This is a genomic window from Pseudomonas sp. TE12234 (assembly GCF_054061835.1).
This window is the reverse complement of sequence record NZ_JBSSEP010000004.1, coordinates 267,770-291,719: the sequence shown is the minus strand read 5'-3', so window position 1 is coordinate 291,719 and position 23,950 is coordinate 267,770. Positions and strand designations below refer to the sequence as shown.

Here is a 23,950-nt window from a genome sequence, read left to right as displayed (position 1 = left end):
CCGCAGAAGGAGTTGCAGCATGATTGTTCGTCCGGTCCAGCCGACCGACCTGCCCGCCTTGCTCGCCCTGATCCGGCAGACCGATTGCGGATTGACGTCGCTGCCGGCCAGCGAAGAGCGCCTGAACCATCGCTTGCGCTGGGCGCAAAGAACCTTCGCCGAACAAGTCGAGCGCGCCGACGCCGATTACCTGTTCGTACTCGAAGACGACGACCAGCAGGTGCTGGGCGTCAGCGCCCTGACCGGGGCCGTGGGCCTGCGCGAACCCTGGTACAACTATCGGGTCGGGTTGACGGTCAGTTCATCACCGGACCTGGGTATCGAGCGACACATCCCGACCTTGTTCCTGAACAATGAAATGACCGGTCAATCGGAACTCCGCTCGCTGTTCCTGCGGCCCGATCGACGCCAGAGCAGACACGGCCGGTTGCTGTCCCTGGGACGCTTGCTGTTTGTGGCCGAGTTCCCACACCTGTTCGGCGACAAGCTGATCGCCGAACTGCGCGGCCGTGCCGACGAACAAGGCTGCTCACCCTTCTGGGACAGCGTCGGCCGCCACTTTTTCAAGATGGACTTCAAGCACGCCGACCACTTGTCGGGGTTGGGCAACAAGGCGTTCATCGCTGAACTGATGCCACGCCAGCCGCTGTACACCTGCCTGCTGACCGAACAGGCCCGGGCGGTGATCGGCAAGCCTCATCCGAAGACCGAGCCGGCGCTGAAGATCCTCAGCGCCGAAGGTTTTGCCCACAAGGGCTACATCGACATCTTCGACGCTGGCCCGGTGATCGAGTCCGCCGTTTCGAGCATTCGCCTGGTGCGCGACAGCCAGTTACTGGAGCTGGCCATCGCCCCCCTGGACGACCAGGCCCCGATGTGGCTGATCCACAACCGTCGCCTGGAAAACTGTCGCATCACCGCCACTCCGGCGCGCCTGGTGGATGAGCGCCTGATCGTCGACCGCCTCACTGCCAAGCGCCTGCAACTGCAACCCGGCGACTCGGTCCGTGCCGTCCCCTTGCACCCGCAACAGCCGCAGGCGGTGGCAGCGTAAGTGCCTGCCGGCTCACCACCAGCTGAGCGCCCATCCGCCATCGCCGACAAATTCGTCATCATTCTCGACTGCCCCGCGTGATAGCCTTTTACATCTTCGGCGTTGACACTTTTGCTCAAGCCCTTCCATTTCCATTGGTGGAACTCATATGTCCAGGCTTTCTCATCAAGATTTACGCCGCAACTTTCGCCAACTGTTCGCTTCCAACACCTGCTATCACACGGCGTCGGTCTTCGACCCGATGTCGGCGCGCATTGCGGCCGACCTGGGATTTGAAGTCGGCATTCTCGGTGGTTCGGTCGCGTCGTTGCAGGTGCTCGGCGCCCCCGATTTTGCCTTGATCACCCTCAGCGAGTTCGCCGAACAGGCCACCCGCATCGGCCGTGTCGCCCAATTGCCGGTGATCGCCGACGCCGACCATGGTTACGGCAACGCCCTCAATGTCATGCGCACCATCGTCGAGCTCGAACGTGCCGGCGTGGCGGCCCTGACCATCGAAGACACCTTGCTGCCGGCGCAATTCGGCCGCAAGTCCACGGACCTGATCACCGTTGCCGAAGGCGTCGGCAAGATTCGCGCGGCATTGGAAGCCCGGTGTGACTCGGAAATGGCCATCATCGCCCGCACCCACGCAGGGATTCTGCCGGTACAGGAAATCATCAGCCGCACCAAGCAATACCAGGCTGCCGGCGCGGATGGCATCTGCATGGTGGGCGTGAAGGATTTCGACCACCTGGAACAGATCGCCGAACACCTGAACGTACCGCTGATGCTCGTGACCTACGGAAACCCGTTGTTGCGCGACGACAAACGCCTGGCCGAACTGGGCGTGCGCGTCGTCATCGACGGCCACGGCGCCTACTTCGCCGCGATCAAGGCCACCTATGACAGCCTGCGCGAGCAACGCCAAATCTTCACCCAGGCCGCCGACCTGAGCGCGACGGAACTGACACACACCTATACGCAGCCGGCGGAGTACATTCGTTGGGCTGAAGAGTTCATGCACGTTAAAGAGTGAGGGTGAGCAAACGCTAATTGCGTGAAACCCCATCCCCTGCTCGCGATGGACATCGACGATGACGCAGGCTGTCTGATTGCCCGCGTTGCCCGGACGTTCATCGCGAGCAGGCTCGCTCCTACATTGGATAGGGTGCACCTGCGGGTGATTGGTCGGCTGTCAGGCCGCCTTCGCTGCGGTGCGGCGCCCCGATAAGCCAGCTCCCACAATAGACCGGGTACACCTTCCCACAGTCGATCGGGCTACACCTGCGAGCAACCACCCACCCTCACTCCCCCTGCCCCTCAGGATCCACCTTGTTCTGCGTCAGGTAGCGATCCAGCGTCGCATTGGTGTCCGGCGAATTGTCCCCGGCCACCTGCCACAAACGCCGCTCAATGCCCTGGGCCAGCAAATGCCCCACCGCCGCCTCGATCGCCGACAACACACACAACTGCGCCGGTTCGTTGGTGGTGTAGCCCACTTCAGCCTCAAGCAACTTCTTGAACTCGATGAACTTGAACACCCCGGCACTGCGGCCCACGGAGTAGATGGTCTTGCTGGTCATCACGTTGGCCAGCACCTGCCCGCTGCGCACGTCCACCGCCCGCAGGTTGACCGTGACCTGATCCACGCGATACTCCCGGGAAATGTCGATGCCCAGGTAGCGCGCCCCTTCCCCGCCGCTGCGCACGTTGGTGTCGTACGCAATGATGCCGCCCTCGAGCATCATGTTCGCCGCCTGCAATGGCGGCAGCTCGCCCTGAATGTTCACCGGGGTGTTCGGCTTCTTCTGCGAGGCGCGGATGATCTTGCGCTCGGTCAGCAGGTTCTGCAGCCCTTCACGCTCCAGCACCACAAACCAGCCACTGGCCTGCAAGGCGTCCATCAGCATGCTCGCCGCGCCCTGGGTCACGCTGGTGGAAAAAGAACTGGCCGGGGTCGGCTTGTACTGCCCGGTCTGATCGCGGAAACCATAGACCACGGCCATCAACCGGCCCTTGGGTCGTGGCATGTTCAACAAGTCGTAGTAGGTCGAGGCCCTGGGGGTCAGGGTCGGGGTTTCGGTGTCCTGCTCGGCCGACATCGGCTCGCGCAGACCGCACCCTTGTAATGCCGCCAAGATCAGCCCCAGCACAATTATTTTTTTCATGTCCCTAACTCCCCATCGACCCAATCCCTATCAGTTCAGGCCATTCACCTTGATTTCCGAGAGCTCGCCAGTAGCCCGGTCGGTCACTTCAATCGTCAATTGCCCTGAGTCGTCGACGACGTTGACGATAAAGGCGTCGGTGGACAGGCTTCCCGTATTGCCGGTGGAGATGTTGTCCAGCAGTTGCCCCAGCAACCTCGATTGCAATTGACTGGTGAACCGCTCCAGGGCCGATGTCCCGGCCGCGGTGGTGCGGCTCTTCAAATCCGGATCGTCGAAATCGTTTTGCGCCTGGGCGTTGTTGAGCAGCCAGGTGCCGTTCAACGGGTTGCCGCCAAACGACGGGTTGATCGGCGTGTACACCAGTTCGGTGGCCTGGACCAACCCACAACTTCCCAGCCCGAGCAACCAGAGCCCGAGGTGCCGCGAGACAGTGTTCGTTTTCATAGTTCGTCCCTCTCAAGGTCCGTGGTGTCCTGCAACAAGGCTTCCAGCTTGCGCTGGACAACCTGCCCGCGTACCCAGTCGGCGGCGGCATAGGCGTCGTCCTTGAGGTCCACGGTGTTCGGCGGCAGGAAGCGCCGATAAACCAAACGCTGTTGATATTCCACGGTCACCAGGCTGCCCCAGCGAGCCGAAGGCCGTTCGCGTACCACCAGGTTGAAATCCATCGGGCTGGTGGCGCGCAGGCGTTCACTGAACGCGTAGTAAAAGTCGTGGCCGATGTGCGAGATCGTGTCGTCGACGATGAAACCGAGCATTTCGTCCTCCTCGCCGGCCGAAGCGACAGCGCTGCTCAGCAGCAGGATCAAGGCCAGGCACAAGCGCTTCATGGCTGCAACGCCTGAGGGGCTTTGCTCTGGCCTTTGGCCGGCCCCGAGGTGCCATCGAGGAAGGCCTTCTCGGCCACGAACTGCCAGTCCTTGTAGCTGGCCATGCCGTTGAAGTCCGACCACTGGCTGGGGAAATTCGCCTGTTTCAGCGGTTTTTCCGTGGAGGCGCTGCTGAGGCCGGTGATGCGCCCGTCGAAGCCGCGCATCAGGGCCCACTCGCCGCCGCCGATCGGGTCCGGATACAGCTGACGCAGATGGTGTTTCGGGTTGGGAAAGCGCTCGTCCTGCAGCAGGTCGGCGAGTTCTTTGGGGTACTGGGCCACACCGGGCGAACTGCGGTAATAGCTGCGCAAGGCCTGGGCGTACTGCGTGCCGACCCACAGCAACTGGCGTTCACGGTCGCGGCGCGAGGCGGTGGCCCACATCTCGCCGGCACTGGCCAGGCCCATGCCCATCACCATGATCAGCAGCAGCACACCCAGGTAGGTGAAACCGCCCTGAGCAGCAGGCTTACCACTCGGAATAGAGGCTGCCATCACGCGCCCTCCCGGTGGCTCCGCTCTTGATGTCGGCCACACCGCCCTGTACGCCATCGGGCGGCGCGACCAGGACCCAGGCGTCCTTGCGTTCGGCAATCGGGTCCATAGGCTGGTTGCGCAAGTAGCGCTGCTCGACCATTTGCTCGATGGAATCGGGATAACGCCCGGTGTCGCCGTAGTAGTGATCGAGGGCTTCGCGCATGGCCGAGAGGCTCTGGCGCAAGGTGGTCTCTTTCGACGCTTCGAGGCTGTTGAAATAACGCGGCAAGGCAATGGTCATCAGGGTCGCGATGATTGCCATGACCACCATCAACTCCAACAGGGTAAAACCCTTTTCCCGACGCATAGATTCACCACTCCCGGTAGGCGATGCCGTTGAGACCCTTGCCCCGGGCCCTGGAGTAAACGTCGTAGACGTCTACACCCTCCCGCGGGTTTTGAGCCGTGCTGTCATAGGCGCGCAAACCCCAGCCACCGTCGTCGTCACGCTTGCTCGGAGCCAACGGATCGTGGGGCACCCGCCGCAGGAAATAGAACTTCGCCCCCTTGGCGCTGCGCACGTCACGCACGCCCTCCACCAGCACTTTCAGGTTCGGCGGATAGCCGCTGCTGTCGAGGGATTTTTCGATGTACCCGGCGTCGAACGCCCGTTTGTAGGCGTCGATGGCATCGCGGATCTGGTACAGCGCGGTGCGCAGTTCCTGCTCTTTGCCCCGGCGCACCACGGTCTCGGTCAGCGGCGCGGCCAGGCCGGCCAGAAGGCCGACCAGGGCGAGCGTCACCACGACTTCGATCAGGGTAAAACCGCGTTGCGAGGCGTTCATGATCAAGGCTTCCCGACGGTTACGGTGGTCGCGATCGGTGCGTCCATGGTCCCGGACTGAACCGACGACGTGCTCATCGAACGGTCCGGTGCCTGGATGTGCATGCTGGTTTCGGTGCCGGTGCTGAACTCCATGTCCGACGGGCTCTGGTACGGCAGGTTGCGCACGATCCGCGGGGTGATCGACAGCACCAGCTCGGATTTGCTGATGTCGTCCTTGTTGCTGCCGAACAGGCGGCCCAGGCCCGGGATGTCGCCAAGACCGGGGATCTTGTTGCCGGTGCTGCCATGGTCGTTACGCACCAGGCCGGCAAGGATCTGGGTTTCGCCGTCATGCAGACGCAGCGTGGTCTGGGCGTTGCGGGTATCGACCTGGACCGGGATGGTGCCCTGGCGCGTCGGCTCCAGCGGCGTGGCGTTGCTGACTTCCAGGGCGACCTTGATCGCCACCTCGTTGTTCAGGTGCACGGTCGGCTGAACTTCCAGCTTCAAACCGACGTCGAGGTACGTCACGCTTTCGGTGATCACCGGTCCCTGGGTCGAAGGCACCGAGGTGGCGCTGATGATCGGCACTCGCTGACCGATGTGAATGCGCGCCTGCTCACGGTTGCTCACGCGGATCACCGGGCTGGCCAGGGTATTGATGTCCTTGTCCTGGGCGTTGATCTTGGCCTGTGGCGACGGATTGATGGTGATCCGGCTGGAGTCGATGCCCTTGAGCTGATCGAGAATGGTCACGGGCGAGCCGTCGCCGTTGACCACGCCAAAGGTGTTGGGCCATTGCAGGCCGAGGTCGAGGATGCGCTGGCGGGCGACTTCCATCACTTCCACTTCCAGCACCACCTCGGGGTTGGACTGATCCTGGGATTGCAGGAGTTTTTCCGCCATGCGGATGGCGTCCCCGGTGTCGCGCATGGTCAGGGTATTGAGGCGCTCATCGACGAACACGTCGCGGGTCTTGAGCATGGTCTTGACCATGTTCAGCGCCGTGTTGGCATCGATGCTGGTCAGGTAGAAGGTGCGCATCACCAACTCCTGGTAATCCTTGAGCTTCTGCGGCGAATCCGGGTAGATCAGCAGGGTGTTCTCGTTCACCACTTTCTGATGCAGCTGGTTCTGTTGCAGCAGCAGTTCCACGGCGTCTTCGATGCGCACGTCACGCACGAAGATCGTGGCTTTCATGTCCGGGCGCAGGTCCTTGTCGAAGATGAAGTTCAATCCGGCGACCTGGGACAGCACCTCGAAAATGGTCTTGAGGTTGGCATCGCGAAATTCCAGGGTCACCGGCCGGTCCAGGCGGGTCCGCAGTTGCGGATAAGGCACCACGTTGCGGCTCTGCACCAGGCGGATATTGCCTTGCAGTTCCAGGGCGCCTTCGTTGTTCGGGTCCAGTTCGAGGATCTGTTTGACCTGGCGTTCGGCACCATAGATGTCGCCGCGACGCAGGTCGCCACGGGCCAGTTCGAGTTTTTCATCGAGGCTGCGCATGTGCTCCAGCTGACGCAGCGCGTCCTGCGCCCGACGGTTGTTCGGCTCGATGGTCAACACCCGGCCGTACGCCATGCGAGCCGAGGCGAAATCACGCTGGGTGCGATCCATATCGCCCTGGGTCAGCAGCGCCGTCACCGCCCGGGCGCGACCGTGATTGAGCGCCAGGTGCAGCTCGGTATCACGAGGGTTTTCCCGCAAGCCCTCCTCGATCCTCGCAAGACCGGCTTCGTACTGGCCCGACTCCATCAGTTGGGTCGCCTCTTCCCTGGCAATCTGTGCCGAGCTGCACGCCGCCAGACCTGCACAGAGACAAAAGCTCATCAGCAAACGGGATTTGTTCATTGCGCGCTCCCCACAGACAGCGTCTGGGACAAATGCAGAGGCAGATAGACCAGGCTCAGTTCCCTGTCGGAAATCCCCTCGATCTTCCATGTTTCGTCGATCACATCCCCTTTGCGTACGACGTATATTTTTTCGCCGTTCTGCAAGAACACTTGCAGGTCGCTGCGATCATCCAGCCGACCAATGAACTGGAAAGGCAAAGCCGGTGCAGTGGGGGCCTGGACCACCGGGGCGACGTTGACCGCTGTTTCAGTGACGCTGGCGAGTGTCGGCGCCGGTTTCCAGCTGCGGGCGGCGAACAGATCGCCGGCCGGGCTCAGGTCCTTGATGGCGCTCGATACGCCAGCGGCCTGGGTGGCTGACGACGCGCCACGGGCTTTGCCTCTGGCGGGCGTGGTCACGGCGGCCACGTCTGCCCCGGTGTCGTCGGCCGATTTGAAGTAATCGGGCAACCAGGCCAGCGCCGCCGCCACGGACAAGAACGCTACCCAGCCCACTGCGCGTTTGTTGTTCATCATGACCTCGACAGGTAAAGGGTCATGCGGATCCGCCCGGTCAGGTCGGTGTCGGCGATTTTCTTGCGCTGGAACTCCACGTCCTCCAGCACCACCGCCGGCAACTGGCCGAGCAAGGCGTGCAGGAAGCGCCGCAGTTGCGGGTAGCTGCCCCGCACCGGCAGCAGGATCTGATAGCGCGCCAGGTGGGTTTTCGGATCGATGCCCAGGGAATACTCACCCCGGGCCAGGGTGATGTGTTCCTGGGCGGCCAGCGCGTAGATCTTGTCGATGGCCACCGTGGCCTGGGGCTGGGTCGGCAACTTGCTGCGGAAATCATCCAGTTGCCGTTGCGGCACCACCGGCGCGGCCACCGTGCCGTCCTCGACCCTGGCCAGGTATTCGCTGGCTTCGCGGGTCTGCTGGCTGAGCTGCTGCACGGACTGCCAGTCCGGCAACAGCCCGGCCAGGCCATAGGTCAGCGCCAGCACCACCATCGCCAGCCCTGCCAGACCCGGCACGCCGAGGCTTTGCAGGTACTCATGGACGATCAATCTAGGGATTTGCATCGCCAATCTCCCAGGTAGCCGACAAGTTGAATTGCACCGGGTGTTCCGGCACGTTGGCGACGATTTCGTGGCTGAGCAGCGACACGTCGGACAGCTCGTCGCTGGCTTCGAGGCGGCGGTGAAAGTCGAGCATGGCGTCCAGATCCCGCGCCTCGGCGCTGATCCGCACCTGGCCCTTGCGGGCATCCGGGGTCAGGGTCAGCAAGGCAATGTTGTCCCGGGGCATGGCTTCTAGGGTGGCGAACAACTGCTCCCAGGGGCGGCGCAATTGCTGGGACACCTTGCGCATCTCGGCCAGGTTCTGCGCCTGTTCGCGGGTTTCCGCCGGGGTCAGGCTGACCTTGCTGCCCGTGTCGCCAGTGAGCACGCGCTGGGCGGTCTGCAGGTGACCTTGCTGTTGTTCGGCCTCCTCGCTGAGGTGTTGCTGGATCACGATGCAGGTCAGCACCAGCACCACACCACCGGCCAGCAGGCTCCAGCCCAGCGCGCTCGCGCGGCGACGCGGTTGAAAGTCGAGCATCAGGGCGCGCATGTCAGGCCACCGCCCGAGACATGACGTACAGGCAATCGTGTACGGCTGTCCGGTCCTCTTCAAGGGTGCGCAGGTGCACACCGGGAACGTCGGGGTGTGAGTCGATACGGGCCGGCGCATGCAGGTAAACGCTCAGGGGCCGTTCACTGGTGGAGGCCTGCAACTGGCTTTCGCGACCGATCAGGGCAGTCAGCGCGGCATCGCTGTCACTGCTGCCCACCGAGCGCACCGCCGCCCAGCGCCCTTCGCGCGCCAGCAGCAACACGCTGCGCACCGGCTCGGCGACCACGAACAGGAAGTCCCCGGCGTCGAAGCTCTTGTCGAAATGATTGAACGCGGCCATCAGGTACGGCTGCACCGACCTCAGTTTCAGGCCGCGACCGCTGACCAGCGTGCGCAGGCGTTCGAGCAAGTCCTGCGGCAGCGCGCTGGCGATGCGGTCGTAGCCGGCCGGTTCGGCCGAGAGCACCAGGCTCCAGGGTTGGCTCGGTACGCCGTAGAGGTCTTCGAAGCACAGTTGGGCAAACCCGCGCAGTTCTTCGGGGCTGCTGATCTGATCGCTCCAGGGCACCAGGCAGAACCGGCTGAAGTGCCCGGAGATCACCACGGTCAACTCCGCACCGGCGCGGGCATGCTCGCCCAGCAGCCGGTCGAGGGTTTCCAGGGCCACGGCCCAGGCATGAAACCCTTCATCGATGAAGCCGACACTGCCCAGCCAGCGGGTTTCACTGCCCTGGCGCTGGCCGAGGCCGACACCGCTGGCACCGAGGACGGCGATATAACGCTCACGAGATAAAAGTGACACGATTGATCTCCTCGAGAGTGGTCCGGCCGTGTTGCACCAGTTCCAGCGCCGACTCGCGCAGCAGGCGCAAGCCACGTTTGCAGGCGTGGGCCTTGATTTTCGAAATGGGTTGGCGCTCGACGATCATCTGCCGCAGTTCATCGTCCAGGTGCAGCAGCTCGGCAATCGCGCTACGACCGCGATAACCGGTGCCACGGCAATGGCCACAGCCCTTGCCGTGCACGAAGTGGTAGTGATCGACCTGCTGCGCATCGAGCCCCGAGGTTTGCAATTCCTCTTCAGTCGGGGTGTACGCCGTGCTGCAGCTGCCGCAGACCAGGCGAATCAAACGCTGGGCCAGCACCGCGTTGAGGGCGCTGACCAGGCTATAGGGGTCGATTTCCATCTGGGTGAAGCGACCGATCACGTCAAACACGTTGTTGGCGTGAATGGTGGTGAACACCAGGTGCCCGGTGAGTGCCGATTGCACGGCGATTTGCGCGGTGTCGGGGTCGCGGATTTCCCCGACCATGATCTTGTCCGGGTCGTGGCGCAGGATCGAGCGCAGGCCTCGGGCGAAGGTCAGGCCTTTCTTTTCGTTGACCGGGATTTGCAGCACGCCCGGCAGCTGATATTCCACCGGGTCTTCAATGGTGATGATCTTGTCCACGCCGTGGTTGATCTCGGTGATCATCGCGTACAGCGTGGTGGTCTTGCCGCTACCGGTGGGGCCGGTGACCAGCACCATGCCGTAGGGTTCGGCCGCCAGCCGGCGCAGTTGGCGCAGGGTTTCGTCTTCGAAGCCCAGGGCTTGCAATTGCACGCCGCAGACCTTGTCCGCCAGGTCCTGTTTGTCGAGCACCCGCAGCACGGCGTCCTCGCCGAAAATGCTCGGCATGATCGACACCCGAAAGTCGATCTGCCGCCCGCTGATACCGATCTTGAAGCGACCGTCCTGGGGCACGCGTTTTTCGCCGATGTCCAGTTCGGCCATGACCTTGACCCGGGAAATCACCTGTTCGGCGAACTCGTTGCCCTGGATCTTGCTGATGTTGTTCAACACCCCATCGATCCGGTACTTGATCACCAGCCCGCTGCCGGTGGTGCCCAGGTGGATGTCGCTGGCGTGCATTTTCAGCGCGTCGTACAGGGTCGAGTTGACCAGTTTGACCACCACGCTGGAGTCTTCGCTGATGCTGGTCAGGGACAGGCTTTGCAGGTTGTCGATTTCGCTGCCGGCGTCGGCCTGGGCGTTGAGCGATTCGACCGCGTGGAAGCTCTCTTCGTGGCGCGCCAGGTAAGCCTTGAGGTCGTCGGCATGCACCAGGTACAGCGGCGCGCCGTGCAGGCAATCATCGATCCAGGCCAGGCGAGCCGTGTCGAAGGGGTCGGCGAAGACACCGATGACCGCCTCGTTGTGACGCAGCAGGGTGAATTCGCGCTTGAGGCATTGGGCCAGGGTGACCCGGTCGAACACCGGGGTGGCTTGAAACAGGCTGTCGGTGTCGAGCACCGGATAATGCAGGGTCGCGCCGAGGCACTGGATGAAGGGCATGGGGGCCAGTTCGCAGAGCTCCCCGAGGGCGTCCAGTATCCGTTCACCGGAACTGGCGGCCAGCGCCCGCGCCTGGGCTAATTGCTCACTGGAAAAACGGCTGGGTAGAGACTCCGACGGCGACGGCTCGACAACAAGGGATAGACGGTCCATGGCTTGCTCTCCAACGCCCGGGGCTTTGAGCCCTGTCGGCGCGGCGAGCTGTTTCGGCGGGGACCGGAACCTCTTGTCGCGCCACTACTCCCCGGTGAGCAATTGTTCGTCGTCTGGCGCCTTGGCGGCCGCTGAACTTCGTCGGCGATCGGCCAGCACCCAACTACCGTCGTACAACTGCAGCGGGAAACTTTCGGTCCTGCTCTGGCGTCGTTCGACGAATCCTTCGGATTGGCTTGCACCTGCTTTGGGTTCGCGCTTCATCCCCAGAAGATCGCAGACTGCACGGGCCAATTCCGCCAAGGGAAAGGGTTTGAACAGGATATGGCTGACTCCCAGTTGCCGGGCCCGCTCGCAAACCTCTGCGGTGGGGTGCCCCGTGATCAGCACAAAATGACACTTCCTGTTCTGGCGGACGGCATCGAGCACCTCAAAACCTTCCATATCGGGCAAGCGGTAATCGAACACCATCACATCGGGTGAAAAGCGTTCGGCTTCGCCAATCGCCGTCTCACCGTTGTGCGCTATCCGGACTTCCAGCGCTTGCGCCTGCAGGTAACCCTGGAGGTTTTCCGCAAGGAGCTGTTCGTCGTCAACAACCAGTACTTTGTTTAACAAGGTGGACTCCTTGAAACCGCAGGGCCGAATACCGAACCTGGTGGAGTGCGCGCCTTCAACAGGTCTAACGCACACTTCATGCCAGGCTGAGCGCCGGTCGTTTTATCGCTTCATGTCCTTGAATTTAAAAACAATGCCTTTTCGTCCACTGACCGCTCCCCCCAAAAACGGGGGAAAGCGAACGGATTTACATTGAATCGATTCCCCACTTTTGGGGAAACGCTCAATCATCGTCAACCCGTTCGATCCGATTACCGGAACGCAATTGCGCCAGTGCCTGCAGACGAGCCTGAACCTGTTTCTGTCGGGCAAGGTACGCCCTAACCATGTCAAGTCCTTGCTCCTCTGTGACATCGGTTGCCTCCACTCGGTTCTCTAACAGGATCAAATGCCAGCCCACTGCCGTGCGCACCGGCTCGCTGACGGCTCCCGGCGCCAGGGCAAAGGCTGTCGCTTCGAACTCCGGCAGCATCCGCCCCCGAGGAAAGTAGCCCAGTTCGCCGCCTTCGCTGGCCGAGGCGTCTTCAGACCCCTCCCTGGCAACACTGGCAAAATCGGCACCTTGGGTGATTCGGGTGTGCATTGCTTGCAAGCGTAGTCTTGCTGCTTCAACAGTGGAAGCATCCGCCCCCTGAGGCACTTTGATCAGGATATGCCTGACCTGTATTTCCTCGGGCCGGTTCATCTCGGCGCGGTGTTCCTCGAAAAACGCCTGCACCTGCTGTTCGTCCGGCTCGCTGACACGGGTGAGGTCGGCGAACACTTGCTGAGCCGCCAGTTCACGCCGGGTGTATTCGGCGTAGCTGGCTTCATCGAAACCGGCGTCTTCCAGGCGCCGGGCGAACACCTCGGCACCGCCGAAGGCCTGGCGTGTCTGCTCGACCTGGCTTTGCACCGTGGCATCGCTGATCACCACCCCGCGCTTGAGTGCCTCCTGCCAGAGCAATTCCTTGTCGATCAGCGCGTCCAGCGCCGCCTTGCGCAACTGCTTGTACGCCTTGGGATTGCGGATATTGCCCACCGAGCGCCCCTGATCCTCCAGGTATTCGGCGAAATAACGCTCCAGGCGCAGCTGGGAAATTTCCTCGCCATTGACCCGCGCCACGGCCGGACCGTTGCTGCAGTAAGCCGCCGGCACACACAGCGCCCACAGAACCAGCAAAGTGTTGAGTTTCATGTTCGGCCTCCGGTCAGGGCATGGCGGCTATCGGTTTGTAGGGGGCAACCAGGTAGAAACGCTGGTCGGGCAGGTCCACCGTGACAATGTGCGCGCCACTGAGGCCCAGGCGGCGACCCGGTCCGAAACTGATCAGCGGGGTCAGTCCGGTATCGAAGTCATGCAGGCCTTCCAGGGCGCTAATCAGTTTTTCGCGGCTGGCGTCTCGCCCGGCCTGCTTCATCCCTTCGCTCAACAGCATCATCGAGCTGAACGCCCCCACCTGCAGGACCGCGTGCTCGCCGCCCAGTTTCTGCCGCTGGCGCAATTGGGTCAGGGCCAGGCGTCCGGCCAGCGTCCAGTCGCTGGGCACGAATGGATAGGCCAGGAACACCCGCCGGGAAAACTCACTGGGCACTTGCAGCAGATCCCCCGCCACCTGATTCGACGCGGCGAACAGGTAAGGCACTTGACCCGCCGTCTGCAGGCGTGCGGCGAGGTGACTGAAGCCGCCGCTGCTGCCCATGTAAAACACCGAGCGCGACCCCAGCGGCAACTCGTCCTGCGCCGATTGATAGGCTTGCAGGCGCACGGCTTGCCAGTCGTTGGCTTGCAGGTACTGGGCAAGTTTCTCCGCCGCCTGGCGCTGACCCGGCTCGTCCGGATAGGCGATCAGCGTCGGCCCCTGAAGCACCCGCAGACTGGTGGCGGCGTAACTGGCCAGGGCGATCATTTGTTCGCTCAGCCCCGGCAGCGGCTCGAAAATCTGCCGGCTGACCTGGGCCCTGCCCTGCAATGACAGCGGCCCGATCAGCGGTACGCCGGCCTGCTCCAGGCGCTGCGCCAGGTCCGACTCCAGTGCCGGGGCCAGCGGTGCAATCAGGGCGAACACCTGCTCTTTCTCGATCAATTGGTCCAACGCACGCTCGGCGCTGGCGCGGTCCGGGCCGGGGTCGAGAATGGTCAGGCGCAACTGCCGGCCATGAATGCCGCCAGCCTCATTGATGCGCGCCACGCAACCGTTGAGCACCGCCGCCACCGTGGCGCCCTCCTCGCTCAGCGCCCCCGTGCTCGGCAACAAGGTGCCCAGGTGCAGGCTGTCAGCGCTCAGGCCAGGGTCTCGGTCATCGGCCACGCGTTTGAGATAGGCCGTGAGGTTGCGCTGATCCTTGATCGACATCACGAACCTGGGCATCGCCGGATCGAGCTGATTGTTGCCGGGGTCGCGGCCCTCCTGGATGGCCCTGGCCAGGGTGTTTTCGGTATATGCCGGATAAGCGCGTCCGTTGACCTGCTGCTGGCCGTAGGTGCTGGTGAGCCGCGACCAGCTCAGGTCCGGCGGACGCACGCCGCCTTCGGGACGGCCGAGGCCATCGCTGCCATGGCAGTTGGCACACGGCAGGCGGGTGGCCGGCAGCAGCAGGCCGGCGGCCCCGACCCTGGCCATGATCGGCTCGCCACTGGCCGACACCCCCTCGCGGTACAGCCGTTTGCCGGCGCTTTCGCTGGGGGTCAGCGTCAACGCCTGGGCGCTCAGGCTGATGCCGGACACCATGAGCAGGCCAAGGATCAGGGCTTTTTTCATGGCCCGGACTCAGCGCCCGACCACGGGCATTGTCAGCAACTGCAAGCGCTGGGCAATGGCGGCGGCGGGTGCATCGGGCCGGATTTTGCTCCAGCGTTTATTGGCCACGTCGCCGACGATCAACTGCGTGGAGTGCTGCTCGGGGGTCGGCACGATCTGGCCGATGCGCCCCAGGACAAGGTCCATTTGCGCCTTGTCGCCGGTAAGGAAAAGCCAGTGGGGGCCATCGACGCCCTGCTTCAAGGTGTAAGCCTTGAGTACCGCCGGGGTGTCCCGCAGCGGATCACTGGTAAGGGAAATGAAGGTGATGCCCTCCGCCTGGTCGCCCAACACTTCGCGTACTTGCTTGAGCTTCTGGGTGATCAGCGGGCAGGCGTCAGTGCAGCTGGTGAAAATCACGTTGAGCAGCACCACCCGGTTCTGTAGCGCATCGCTGAAGAAGCGCAGGGTGTTGCCGTTCTGGTCCTGCAACGGCGTGTCGGTGAACCAGGTTTTCGCGTCGCGGGTGCCGCCCGCCGGTTGCGCCGCCGCGACAGCCGCGGGTGCCGGTTCTTGATGGCCTGCGTGGGCGAAGGCCAGCGCACTGAACAGGCACAGGCAGGCACTCAGGGCCATGCGCTCGAGGGTTCTCATGGCTGATCCTCCATGGCGACGGCCGTGTGCTTGGCGTGGGCATTGCGCTGACCACTGAGTTTCTCGACTTCACGGCTCAGCACCGTCGGGTCGGTGAACCCGTAATAACGCGTCCAGTGGCGGCTGTTGCCATCGCCGACCAGAATCAGCGGCGCATGGTTCTTGAAGTCGCCGCTGAAGGCGCCCAGGCCCTTGAGGGTTTCGTTGACCGACTGCGCGGGGCCGGTCAGCCAGCTCCAGCCCGGCCCATTCTGGAAGGTACGGGCATAGTCGTTCAGGCGCTTGGCGTCATCGCGCTGCGGGTCGATGCTGATCGACACCAGTTGCACTTCGCTGCCCACCCGTGCGCCCAGCTGTTTCTGGACCTTGCCCATGATCGAAGACACCACCGGGCAGACCGTGGTGCAGCTGGTGTAGATGAAGCTCATGACCACGATCTTGTTGCTGACCAGGTCTTTTTCCAGGCGGACGGTTTTGCCGTTCTGATCCACCAGCGCCACGTCGGCGAATTTGACCTGGGTGCTCTCCTGACTGGCGCTCTTGGCCTGCATGTCGTGACCGGCATGTTCATCGGCCGAGTGGGCCAGTGCCTGGCCGATGCCCGCGGCCAGAAGGCAGAGGGTCAGCAGGCCACGGTGTGCAAATCGGTTCATGTCGATGTCCTCTTCAATGAGTCTGGCCGGGGGTCACCCGAACACTGGCAAAGGTCTGGTCGCCGAAATTCGCCCCCAGTGACGCCGCACGCACGTGCAGGTACCAGGCGCCTTGTTGATTGAGGTCGACCGGGGCTTCATACACACCGTTGCCGACGTCCAGGGCCGCGACTTCCCGAGGCCGCGAAGTCGGCGCCAGGAAGTAGCGCACCAAAACGTCCTTGACCCCACTGCGCTCGGTTTTCTGCTTGCCCTGAACGATGCGGAAACGCACGACATAAGGGTTGCCCAACGTGGCGGTAGAGGTGTCGAGCAGGAACTCCACACTGGGCACGCCGACGAGAGGCTCGAGGCTTTTGTTGGCCTCGACCACGGTGGTGAAGCAATGGATGATGTTCGGCTGATTGAGCAGGAACGCGACGTCGAAACGTCCGGCCGGCGGCAGCTTGATCCGCGCGCTGTACAGCCCCGGCTCGATTTCGCGCAGGCTGCGGTCGATCACCAGCGCCGCCCGCGCCACTTGCCCGCGATTGGGGTAACCGGACATCGGGGCGTTCATGCCTTCGGCGTAGAAGTAGGTGGTGTTGTCCACCGGGTTGACCACAAACACCGCGTTGTCGTCCCGCGACACCGCCAGGCTCGAGGCCAATGGCAGGTCCCCGGCCAGGCGCGGTGCCTGGGGCCCGGCTTCGAAGCCCTGGCTGATCGGCGTGCGGCCTTCGCCGAGTGATGCCAGGTTGATCATCGTCACCTTGGGCGAGGCCAGGCCGCGGATATAGGCGTAGGCCTTGGTGAACACCACCTGATAGGGCTCGGCGGACACGTCCAGCTCATGGATCAGCGAGTCGGTGGCGGCGTCGATCACCGAGGCCTGGTTCTCCAGGGTATTGAGAACGATGCCGAAACGCCCGTCGGCGCTGAACCCCATCGGGCCGAGGCCCTGCTTGACCTTGATCACCCGTCGCACCGACTGGCTCGCCGCGTCCACCACCGTGACCGTGCCGTCCTTGCCATCGGCCACATAGGCCGCGCCGGACAACGGCGAGTACACCACCGACAACGGGTGCGAGCCGGTCTTGAGTTGTTTGATCAGGGTCAGGCTGGCGATGTCGATGATGCTCAGGGTGCCGTCATCGCGATTGGTGACGAAGGCGAAACGGCTGTCCTTGCTGAAGGCGATTTCGTGATGGCCGCCCCCCGTCGCCAGGTGTTTGAGGGCTTTCAGGCTGTGGGTGTCGATCACTGTGACCCCGGACTGCTCCGCTGCCTGTGCGTTGTTGCCGACCCACAGCAAGCGTTCGTCCGGTTGCAGCGCCACACGAACCGGGTGGCTGCCGGCCGCCACCGAATCCAAAAGTTTGAATTGTTCGCTGTCGATCACCGCGACTTCACCCGCCGTCGGCATCGACACGAATACCCGCTTGTTATCCCTGGGGGTGACCCAGTCCATCGGCGGTTGCTTGATGTCGATCCGCGCCAGGGTGCTGGTAATACCGCCCACCGACACCGACGGGTCGACCACCGAGACACTGGCATCGCGGTTCATCACCATGAGGAAGTAGCTGTTGAGATCGAGCAAGGGACGCGCGCCGATGCTCGACTTGAGGAACACCCCGACCCGCGCCTTGCAGCTCTGTTCGCGGCCCTGGGCCTGGTCGGCGGCAACGGTTTCCGGGTCCAGCCAGGCGCCGGGGGCAACGCCTGCCAAGGGTTGGCCGGAGGCCTTGTCGGTGATGCGGAACTGCACGTCGGCGAACTCCCCTTCGCGCAGTACGCCGTCCGCGGCCAGCGGAATGACCTCGAGCGCCACCGATATGCCGTCACGCTCCAGCGTGTGGCCGCTCCAGGTATCGGGCAACGCAACGTCGCTGAGCAAGGTCGGGGGTGACGTGCGCCATACCCCGAGGCAGATCAGCCCCACGCCGACAATCAACACACCGATGGCGATTTTGATGGTCCTGTTCATGCCAACACTCCCCTTCAGATCTGTGTCTGCCTATCCAGCAGCGATGCCTGCTTCTGTGGCGAGGGAGCTTGCTCCCGCTTGAGTGCGCAGCACTCACAAAATCTGCATTGACAGTATGATTTTTGGGGCCGCTGCGCGGCCCAGCGGGAGCAAGCTCCCTCGCCACAGACAATCAATCGCGCTCTCTCCTGCCGATTCCTCTCGCCTACGGCGCCGGCGCCGGCTCCGGTTCGTTGGTCACCCGCAGCAATCCCCACAGCCCGGCGGTGTTGCCGTAGGCGCCGTAATCGCGGAACAGGTAATCACCCGGTATCGCGTTGCTGCCCCCGGCACTGGGGTGCATGAAGCTGAAGTGCGCCGCCGGCAGGATGCTTTCGTGGGCACCGATGTACATCGACATCGGGTTGTAGCCAAACCGTACCGACCCTACGCCAGGCGTCCACATCGGGTAGCCACCGGTGTCGCTCTTCTCGGACTGGAACGGGTTGACCGACCAGACATGACCGTCGAGCTGGAAGGTGGTGCCACGACTGCCACCGGTCGGCATCAGGATGTGCGTGCGGAACGGCTGCCCCGGTTTGACGTACAGCACAGGCGTCTGCGGATCGCCGCCCACCAGCGCATTGCTGAAGGCCATGTGCGCGTTCGGTACATCGCCATAGCCATGCCCGTCGGCGTGGCCGAACGGAGCATCCGGGGCAAGACCGAAGCGGTACCACATCGGCTCTGTCCTGAAGTTGATGGCCATGCTCGAGTTGTCCTGCGGATCGGTCGGGACACCCGCCTCCGAGGCAATGCCCTCCACCGGACGACCATTGGCCCAGCGCATGTTCAAGGCCTTCTGCCAGACCATGGCAAAGTCGCGATAGGGGGTTTGCCCGGGGGCGGTGACGGTCGCATTGACCTTGCGTGTGTCTTCTGTCCAGGTGGCGCCGACCGGCAGGATACTCATCGCGCCGCCCAGTCCTTTTTGCGGCTGTTTGATCACGTCTGCCGGTGTGATGTTCAGCCCGCCGAATTCCACCGCCGTGGCGTTGATGTTGTCGACACTGCGGCCCAGTTGGGTGATCGGCTTGCCTTCACGCTCCAGGTGCCCGGCGTAGTACTGATAGGTACGGGTCGGGTACGGTCCGGTGTTGCCCACCCGTGGCGGCACGGTCTGGATCGGGTTGGTGCCGACGTTGGCGCCGTCGGATTTGGTGATGTCGTAAGCCAGCAATTGCGCGTGCAGGCCCACGGTGCTCGATGGCCGCAGCAGGTTATTGCTGAAGGTGGTCGAGCCCTCGCCGTTGTTGCGGTCACGCTTGACCATGCCCATCACGGTGGCCGTCTGGGGCAGGTCCGGCATCACGCTGGGCAGACGGTTCTCCAGGGTGATGTTGATGCAGTCACCCGCCGCTGCACGCAGCACCAGCGGTTCCACCGGCACGCCGGGTTTGAGTTTGCCAGTGACCGGATCAAGGTCGGTCTTGCGCACATAGAGGATCGCGGTCGGGTCATGCAACGGCCCGCTTTGCCCACCGACGGTGAAGGTCACACCGTCTTGAGGGTCGGTCACGGTGACTTGCGGAATGCTCACCGCCCGCGAGTTGAAGACCAGTGTGCCGCCGGCCGGATTCAGCGGCCCGCCGACATGCTGCCCAAGCCCCGCCGAGTCACCGATGGCCAGCCCCAACGGGTTGCCGAGGATGTCATTGGCCAGGGCCGCGACCACTTCATAGTTGCGTTGCGGGGTCGGCCGGGTACCGATGCCGTTGGGGTTGGCGCCGTACCGTGGGCAGGTGCCATCGAAGGCCACGGTGTTGCGCATGCCGGCCGGTTTCGGGTTGTTCGGCAGCGCGAACAAGTCGTTGCGCTGGGCGGTGTAGTTGCGCATCACACCCCAGATGCCGCTCCAGTAACCTTCAAGCGAGGCGTCCATCGAGTACAGGTAGTCACCGGTGGTGGCCGCCGAACTGGAGAGCATCGACACCGGCGCGATGAAGCCCATCTGCTCGGAAATCCCGATCATCTGCGACGCGCGCCAGCCGGAGTTGGAGCTGTTGCCGAAACCGGAACCGCTTTGCAGCCACTTCACGCCGTGCAGGGTGACGTTGTGCTCCTCTTCGTGACCGCCGGCATGCACCCGCAGCCGCACGTTGTCGCCGGTGTAGGTGCGCAGCATCGGGGTGAACGGGTCACCCGGTTCGGCGCCGCCCTTGTTGATGTGCGGCGGGAACAGCGTGGTGCCGCCGGTTGGACCGGTGGCCGCAGTGATCAGGTTCGGCGCCAGGTTCATCGCCGGGATCGCACGGTCGGTACGGCTTTGCATGGCATACGCCAGGTCGCCGCCCAGGCCATCGGCCTGCATGCCACGCTTGCCATCCGGGCCGACTTTGTTCGGGTCGTACACCCGCAGGGCCAGCGGTTCGTTGCGGTAATTGACCACGAACATGCCGGGGTCATCGACCGAGATCGCTTGCGGGCAAGGCCGGCTTGGGCAGCCCTGCATCAAGCCACCACGGGCTTCGACCACCTGCTCAAGCAGGGTTTCGGCTTCCTTGCGCACCGGCGGATTGATCGCGTAGCGGAAGCTGTCGGCGGTGGCCGGGAAGCTTTGCGCATCAGGAATGCCATTGGGACCGGCACCCACGTAGACACCCGCTTCATAGGCGTGCTGGAAGTCGCTGTATTCGAGGAAGAACTCCCGGAAGCTGTCGTTCTTGCCGTCACCGTCCAGGTCGCCGGTAGAGATCACCGCTTGCCACGACGTCGGCCCGCCGTCCTGCCGCGCGCCGCTGTACAACGGCTCGCCCGTTTCGGCGTGGAACCAGGTGGAACCGGCCGGTTCGGCCAGCACGGTGGCGTACAGGCCAATCTGTTGGTGCGTCGATGGGCCGAGGTGGTCGTGGGTGAAGATGGTGCCCAGGCCACGGTCGACGCCCTTGGTGTTCACCACCGGATCGACGAACCAGCGTTGCATCGCGGTGCGCGCCCCGACCCAGTCGGCCCGGCCGTATTGGCCGAAGAACGGGTGCGCCTTGGCTTTCGGGCACGCGGCCGTGCCGTCGCGCGGGTCGGTGCCTTCGCACTGGTTGAACTGGCGAATGGCGTGGATGCGTTCTTGCACGGCACCCGGAGAAAGGATGCCGTCTTCGTAGTTCCAGCCATTGGCCGAACCGTCGGCCGCTGTCAGGTCCCATTTCGGCAGGTGGATGTGCTGGCCGATCACGTCGGTCGGTGTGCGCACCTGATAGTCGTCCATTTCATAAACGGCCGGCACCAGGTTGGTTTGCTGGTACTGCACGCAATCGAAGGTGTTCATGCGCATCACCAGCGGCTCTGGCGGACGCTGCTTGGTGATCACCGGCCAGGCGTCTTCCCACAGCGCGAGAATGCGCGCCTGCGGGAAGTGGTAGCCGACCTTGTTGTACACCGCGTCGAACTGAATGTTCGCCGCCTTGTAGATGCGCGGACGGTCGGCGGTGAAGGTCGAGGCACCGCTGAACGACATGCCGTCGATCCGCTCGCCGCTGTTGAACTCGCCGCTGCCGGCGCTGCTGGTCAGGCGCTTGGCGCGGTCATCCATGCACGGTTCGTAGTACGGTGCGCCCGCCATCGGCAGCGCGCCGTTGGTGCGGAAGTTGCGCGCCACCACCTGGTTGCCCGGCAGCACGGCGAAGCTGGGGTGTTCTTTCTTGGCGTGGAACGCCATGGCTGCCTGTTCGACTTCGGTGCCTTCTTCCGGCAGGTACAGTGGCTTGGCGCGGGTCACTTCCTTGGAGAAATCCAGGGAGGTGGTCACGGTGTGCGCCTCGCCGCCGGAGGAGAAACCGTCCAGCGAGTGACGCCCCAGGCCACCATCCCAGCCACCGGACTGAGCCGGGTCGAGGTTGGCCCACAAGGCATTGCCACTCGACTTCAAGGCCTGGGCCTTGGCGGCGTCGAGCATGTCCAGCGGTGGGGTTGGCGGGCGTTGGCCGACCGAACTTTCCATGCCGCCGATCCAGAAGGGATAGCCGGGGTTTTTCAGGCTGCCGTCGGCGTTGCGGTTGGCTTCGCTGCGATCCACCAGCGCCAGCGAGCCAATCGCCTGGGCACCGCCATTGCCACCATGATGCCCGCTGTCATCGTCGCCTGCTTCATCGTCGTCATTGGCGGCCACAAGGGTCTCGCTGATTTTCGGCACGACCGCGACTTTGCCGGGCATCGGCGCCATGGCTTTGCCAGGCAACGGCACCACCGCCGGAATCGGCGTGCCGGCCACAATCTCACCGTCGGGCAAGGCCCGTGCGCCCGCCGCCGGTTTACCGCTGCGCAGGGCATAGGGTTCGCTGTGGAAACCGTCGGCGCCCTGTTGCGAGACTTCGAGTCGGGTGCCCTCTTCAAAGACGTCATGGACCCGCCACATGCTCCACATGCCTTGGGCAAAGTGCGGGTAGAAGTGGCAGTGATAGATCGCATCGCCCGCTACCCGGTTACGGTTGCCCGAACCGCCGTTGGCGATTTCATAGGTGTAGCCGGCGCCCGGCCCGATACCCTGGGCGTCCACATAGTCGGAGTTGTCGTCGTTGGGGTTGAACAGCCACTGATGCCCGTGCAGGTGGAAAATGTGCTGCTCATGGCCGTTGTGGGTATTGCGGAATTTGACGAAGTCGCCGATGTAGCTGTGGTTGACGTTGGACGGCTCGGACGGATACAGCGCCATGGTCGCCTTGACCCCGACCTGATCGGCCCTGGGCACTTCACCGGGACGGATGTTTTCCAGCCCGGCGTTGGCCGGGACGTCCACCAGCATCGCCACGTCGCCGACGGTGTGAGAGCTGAGGAAGAATTCTTCGTAGGCGCAGGACAGGCAATCGTGCATCGGCCCCACGCCCAGGCGGTTGGCCACGACCTCGGCGCCCATGCCGCCGGAACCGTAGTTGATCATGAAGCCATCGCGGGTCGGCTCCAGCACGTGGGCCATGACCGGGTCCGCCCAGTAACCCGGAAACGCCTGGGTCGCGGCGGTTTCATCCTGGAACTGCGAAGCGAAGTCGCGGAAAGGCTCCAGACGATTGGGCAGCGCCGGGTTGCGTTTGCCCACCGATTCCAGCGGATAGGTCGAGGGCGGGAAGCTGCCGTCGGCGTTACTGCCCATCACGATGGCGTCGCTCTCGCTGGAGATGATTTCGTTGCCGTCGACCATGTTGATGATCGGTGTGCCTGCCTTGCCTTCCCGTATCCAGGGCTCGCGCTGCGGGTAGCGCGCCTGGTAATCGACAATCGGCTGGCCGGCCGGGGTGCGCCCGGTGGTGGCCAGGCGCATCTCTTCTTCGGTCACGGTGTTGCGGTAGGTGCGACCGCCCTTGGGCACCACCACCACTTCGCCGAACAGCCCGTTGGCGACGTTGCCGGCCGCCCCTTCGCCACCGAAGGTCGCGCCCCGGCTGCTGGCGGCGAATGCGCCTTCACGCTCGGCGTACAAGGTGTAGCTGCGGGTGGCACCGGGCGGGATCAAGGTGTTGGCATTGCGTCCGGTGAACGACGCGATGTCGTCGATGGTGTTGACCGCTTGCATGCCGTTGACCTGGAAACCGACATGGCGGTCAGTGACCTGTTCATCGACCTTGAAGGCATTTTCGTTGCCGACTTCGACTTCGCCCTCCACGCCGCCATTTTCGTGGGAACCGGGGTTGGCCTGATAGGCCAGGAGGTTCTGCAGATTGATGGTCAGGCAATCACCGGCGGCGACCCGCAGTACCAGCGGACGCGGACGCTTGTCGGGACGCAGCGACACCTTGCCCGGCACTGCGGCGCCGCCCTGAGCCAGGGAAATCTCATGGTCATCGACCACGTCGCGACGCAACGCGAACATCATGCCGTTGACGTTTTGCGCACCGAGGCGGTTGAACATCAGTGGCTGGTCCAGCGCCACGACGTTGGCCACCAGGTTGCGCTCACAGCGCACTGCCGCTTCGGCCAGTTCGACGCCGAACATCGAGGCCGCCAGCAGCAACAAATGGAATACGGATGGTGCGTGGAAAATGCCGGTCATG

The 23,950-nt window shown here is 63.6% G+C and carries 21 protein-coding genes; 2 read left to right on the top strand and 19 right to left on the bottom strand.

Annotated features, from left to right (window positions below; genetic code table 11):
• Nucleotides 1-19: 19 nt before the first annotated feature.
• Nucleotides 20-1,054, top strand: coding sequence for an arginine N-succinyltransferase (astA, locus tag ACVWYU_RS09565; RefSeq protein WP_390955395.1), 1,035 nt, complete (start codon nt 20-22; stop codon nt 1,052-1,054).
• Nucleotides 1,055-1,202: 148 nt separating this feature from the next.
• Nucleotides 1,203-2,072 carry an isocitrate lyase/PEP mutase family protein gene (locus tag ACVWYU_RS09560; protein WP_090319354.1) on the top strand — a complete coding sequence of 290 codons (870 nt, stop codon included), beginning with the start codon at nt 1,203-1,205 and terminating at the stop codon, nt 2,070-2,072.
• Nucleotides 2,073-2,340: 268 nt separating this feature from the next.
• Here ACVWYU_RS09560 and ACVWYU_RS09555 read toward each other — a convergent pair whose 3' ends face one another.
• The 19 genes from ACVWYU_RS09555 to mnxG form a co-directional block, all read right to left on the bottom strand.
• Nucleotides 2,341-3,204, bottom strand: coding sequence for a CsgG/HfaB family protein (locus ACVWYU_RS09555; RefSeq protein ID WP_457372568.1), 864 nt, complete (start codon nt 3,202-3,204; stop codon nt 2,341-2,343).
• Between the two features lie 30 nt (nt 3,205-3,234).
• The gene (locus tag ACVWYU_RS09550; RefSeq protein WP_457372567.1) at nt 3,235-3,651 is read right to left on the bottom strand and encodes a curli assembly protein CsgF; all 417 of its coding nucleotides are present in this window, start codon (nt 3,649-3,651) and stop codon (nt 3,235-3,237) included.
• Nucleotides 3,648-4,037: a curli production assembly/transport protein CsgE gene (gene csgE, locus ACVWYU_RS09545; protein ID WP_090319264.1), complete on the bottom strand. Its 390-nt coding sequence runs from the start codon at nt 4,035-4,037 to the stop codon at nt 3,648-3,650. Before csgE ends, ACVWYU_RS09550 begins: the two co-directional genes overlap by 4 nt.
• Nucleotides 4,034-4,573, bottom strand: a complete 540-nt coding sequence (locus ACVWYU_RS09540; protein WP_457372566.1) for a type II secretion system protein — start codon at nt 4,571-4,573, stop codon at nt 4,034-4,036. The genes csgE and ACVWYU_RS09540 overlap by 4 nt, the downstream gene beginning before the upstream one ends.
• Nucleotides 4,548-4,922, bottom strand: coding sequence for a type II secretion system protein (locus ACVWYU_RS09535; RefSeq protein ID WP_047530667.1), 375 nt, complete (start codon nt 4,920-4,922; stop codon nt 4,548-4,550). Before ACVWYU_RS09535 ends, ACVWYU_RS09540 begins: the two co-directional genes overlap by 26 nt.
• Before the next feature lie 4 nt (nt 4,923-4,926).
• A complete protein-coding gene (locus ACVWYU_RS09530; RefSeq protein ID WP_457372565.1) occupies nt 4,927-5,400 on the bottom strand; it encodes a type II secretion system protein in 474 nt (157 codons plus the stop codon).
• Nucleotides 5,401-5,402: 2 nt separating this feature from the next.
• Nucleotides 5,403-7,232 (bottom strand): secretin N-terminal domain-containing protein, encoded by a 1,830-nt coding sequence (locus ACVWYU_RS09525; RefSeq protein WP_457372564.1) that lies wholly within the window; start codon nt 7,230-7,232, stop codon nt 5,403-5,405.
• On the bottom strand, nt 7,229-7,747 hold the full coding sequence (locus ACVWYU_RS09520; RefSeq protein ID WP_457372563.1) for a hypothetical protein: 519 nt from the start codon (nt 7,745-7,747) through the stop codon (nt 7,229-7,231). The genes ACVWYU_RS09525 and ACVWYU_RS09520 overlap by 4 nt, the downstream gene beginning before the upstream one ends.
• Nucleotides 7,747-8,295: a pilus assembly protein PilO gene (locus tag ACVWYU_RS09515; protein WP_457372562.1), complete on the bottom strand. Its 549-nt coding sequence runs from the start codon at nt 8,293-8,295 to the stop codon at nt 7,747-7,749. The genes ACVWYU_RS09520 and ACVWYU_RS09515 overlap by 1 nt, the downstream gene beginning before the upstream one ends.
• On the bottom strand, nt 8,282-8,827 hold the full coding sequence (locus ACVWYU_RS09510) for a PilN domain-containing protein (protein WP_457372561.1): 546 nt from the start codon (nt 8,825-8,827) through the stop codon (nt 8,282-8,284). The genes ACVWYU_RS09515 and ACVWYU_RS09510 overlap by 14 nt, the downstream gene beginning before the upstream one ends.
• 1 nt (nt 8,828) lies before the next feature.
• Nucleotides 8,829-9,632, bottom strand: a complete 804-nt coding sequence (locus ACVWYU_RS09505) for a hypothetical protein (protein WP_457372560.1) — start codon at nt 9,630-9,632, stop codon at nt 8,829-8,831.
• Entirely contained in the window at nt 9,613-11,319 is a 1,707-nt protein-coding gene (locus tag ACVWYU_RS09500; protein ID WP_457372559.1) for a GspE/PulE family protein, read from the bottom strand. The genes ACVWYU_RS09505 and ACVWYU_RS09500 overlap by 20 nt, the downstream gene beginning before the upstream one ends.
• Nucleotides 11,320-11,403: 84 nt before the next feature.
• Complete coding sequence (locus tag ACVWYU_RS09495; RefSeq protein ID WP_457372558.1) at nt 11,404-11,937, bottom strand: response regulator; 534 nt, start codon at nt 11,935-11,937, stop codon at nt 11,404-11,406.
• 223 nt (nt 11,938-12,160) lie between these two features.
• Nucleotides 12,161-13,114: a peptidylprolyl isomerase gene (locus ACVWYU_RS09490; RefSeq protein ID WP_457372557.1), complete on the bottom strand. Its 954-nt coding sequence runs from the start codon at nt 13,112-13,114 to the stop codon at nt 12,161-12,163.
• Between the two features lie 13 nt (nt 13,115-13,127).
• The gene (locus ACVWYU_RS09485; protein WP_457372556.1) at nt 13,128-14,678 is read right to left on the bottom strand and encodes a cytochrome c/ABC transporter substrate-binding protein; all 1,551 of its coding nucleotides are present in this window, start codon (nt 14,676-14,678) and stop codon (nt 13,128-13,130) included.
• Between the two features lie 9 nt (nt 14,679-14,687).
• Nucleotides 14,688-15,311, bottom strand: coding sequence for an SCO family protein (locus ACVWYU_RS09480; protein WP_247254264.1), 624 nt, complete (start codon nt 15,309-15,311; stop codon nt 14,688-14,690).
• The gene (locus ACVWYU_RS09475; protein WP_457372555.1) at nt 15,308-15,964 is read right to left on the bottom strand and encodes an SCO family protein; all 657 of its coding nucleotides are present in this window, start codon (nt 15,962-15,964) and stop codon (nt 15,308-15,310) included. Before ACVWYU_RS09475 ends, ACVWYU_RS09480 begins: the two co-directional genes overlap by 4 nt.
• A 13-nt stretch (nt 15,965-15,977) precedes the next feature.
• A complete protein-coding gene (locus ACVWYU_RS09470; protein WP_457372554.1) occupies nt 15,978-17,930 on the bottom strand; it encodes a cytochrome D1 domain-containing protein in 1,953 nt (650 codons plus the stop codon).
• 205 nt (nt 17,931-18,135) lie between these two features.
• Nucleotides 18,136-23,949, bottom strand: a complete 5,814-nt coding sequence (mnxG, locus tag ACVWYU_RS09465) for a manganese-oxidizing multicopper oxidase MnxG (RefSeq protein ID WP_457372553.1) — start codon at nt 23,947-23,949, stop codon at nt 18,136-18,138.
• Between the last annotated feature and the right edge of the window lies 1 nt (nt 23,950).

What these genes read in the sequence shown, in the direction of transcription:
- astA (WP_390955395.1), top strand. Translation starts at nt 20, where the DNA reads ATGATTGTTCGTCCGGTCCAGCCGACCGACCTGCCCGCCTTGCTCGCC.
- ACVWYU_RS09560 (WP_090319354.1), top strand. Translation starts at nt 1,203, where the DNA reads ATGTCCAGGCTTTCTCATCAAGATTTACGCCGCAACTTTCGCCAACTG.
- ACVWYU_RS09555 (WP_457372568.1), bottom strand. Translation starts at nt 3,204, where the DNA reads ATGAAAAAAATAATTGTGCTGGGGCTGATCTTGGCGGCATTACAAGGG.
- ACVWYU_RS09550 (WP_457372567.1), bottom strand. Translation starts at nt 3,651, where the DNA reads ATGAAAACGAACACTGTCTCGCGGCACCTCGGGCTCTGGTTGCTCGGG.
- csgE (WP_090319264.1), bottom strand. Translation starts at nt 4,037, where the DNA reads ATGAAGCGCTTGTGCCTGGCCTTGATCCTGCTGCTGAGCAGCGCTGTC.
- ACVWYU_RS09540 (WP_457372566.1), bottom strand. Translation starts at nt 4,573, where the DNA reads ATGGCAGCCTCTATTCCGAGTGGTAAGCCTGCTGCTCAGGGCGGTTTC.
- ACVWYU_RS09535 (WP_047530667.1), bottom strand. Translation starts at nt 4,922, where the DNA reads ATGCGTCGGGAAAAGGGTTTTACCCTGTTGGAGTTGATGGTGGTCATG.
- ACVWYU_RS09530 (WP_457372565.1), bottom strand. Translation starts at nt 5,400, where the DNA reads ATGAACGCCTCGCAACGCGGTTTTACCCTGATCGAAGTCGTGGTGACG.
- ACVWYU_RS09525 (WP_457372564.1), bottom strand. Translation starts at nt 7,232, where the DNA reads ATGAACAAATCCCGTTTGCTGATGAGCTTTTGTCTCTGTGCAGGTCTG.
- ACVWYU_RS09520 (WP_457372563.1), bottom strand. Translation starts at nt 7,747, where the DNA reads ATGAACAACAAACGCGCAGTGGGCTGGGTAGCGTTCTTGTCCGTGGCG.
- ACVWYU_RS09515 (WP_457372562.1), bottom strand. Translation starts at nt 8,295, where the DNA reads ATGCAAATCCCTAGATTGATCGTCCATGAGTACCTGCAAAGCCTCGGC.
- ACVWYU_RS09510 (WP_457372561.1), bottom strand. Translation starts at nt 8,827, where the DNA reads ATGCGCGCCCTGATGCTCGACTTTCAACCGCGTCGCCGCGCGAGCGCG.
- ACVWYU_RS09500 (WP_457372559.1), bottom strand. Translation starts at nt 11,319, where the DNA reads ATGGACCGTCTATCCCTTGTTGTCGAGCCGTCGCCGTCGGAGTCTCTA.
- ACVWYU_RS09490 (WP_457372557.1), bottom strand. Translation starts at nt 13,114, where the DNA reads ATGAAACTCAACACTTTGCTGGTTCTGTGGGCGCTGTGTGTGCCGGCG.
- ACVWYU_RS09485 (WP_457372556.1), bottom strand. Translation starts at nt 14,678, where the DNA reads ATGAAAAAAGCCCTGATCCTTGGCCTGCTCATGGTGTCCGGCATCAGC.
- ACVWYU_RS09480 (WP_247254264.1), bottom strand. Translation starts at nt 15,311, where the DNA reads ATGAGAACCCTCGAGCGCATGGCCCTGAGTGCCTGCCTGTGCCTGTTC.
- ACVWYU_RS09475 (WP_457372555.1), bottom strand. Translation starts at nt 15,964, where the DNA reads ATGAACCGATTTGCACACCGTGGCCTGCTGACCCTCTGCCTTCTGGCC.
- ACVWYU_RS09470 (WP_457372554.1), bottom strand. Translation starts at nt 17,930, where the DNA reads ATGAACAGGACCATCAAAATCGCCATCGGTGTGTTGATTGTCGGCGTG.
- mnxG (WP_457372553.1), bottom strand. Translation starts at nt 23,949, where the DNA reads ATGACCGGCATTTTCCACGCACCATCCGTATTCCATTTGTTGCTGCTG.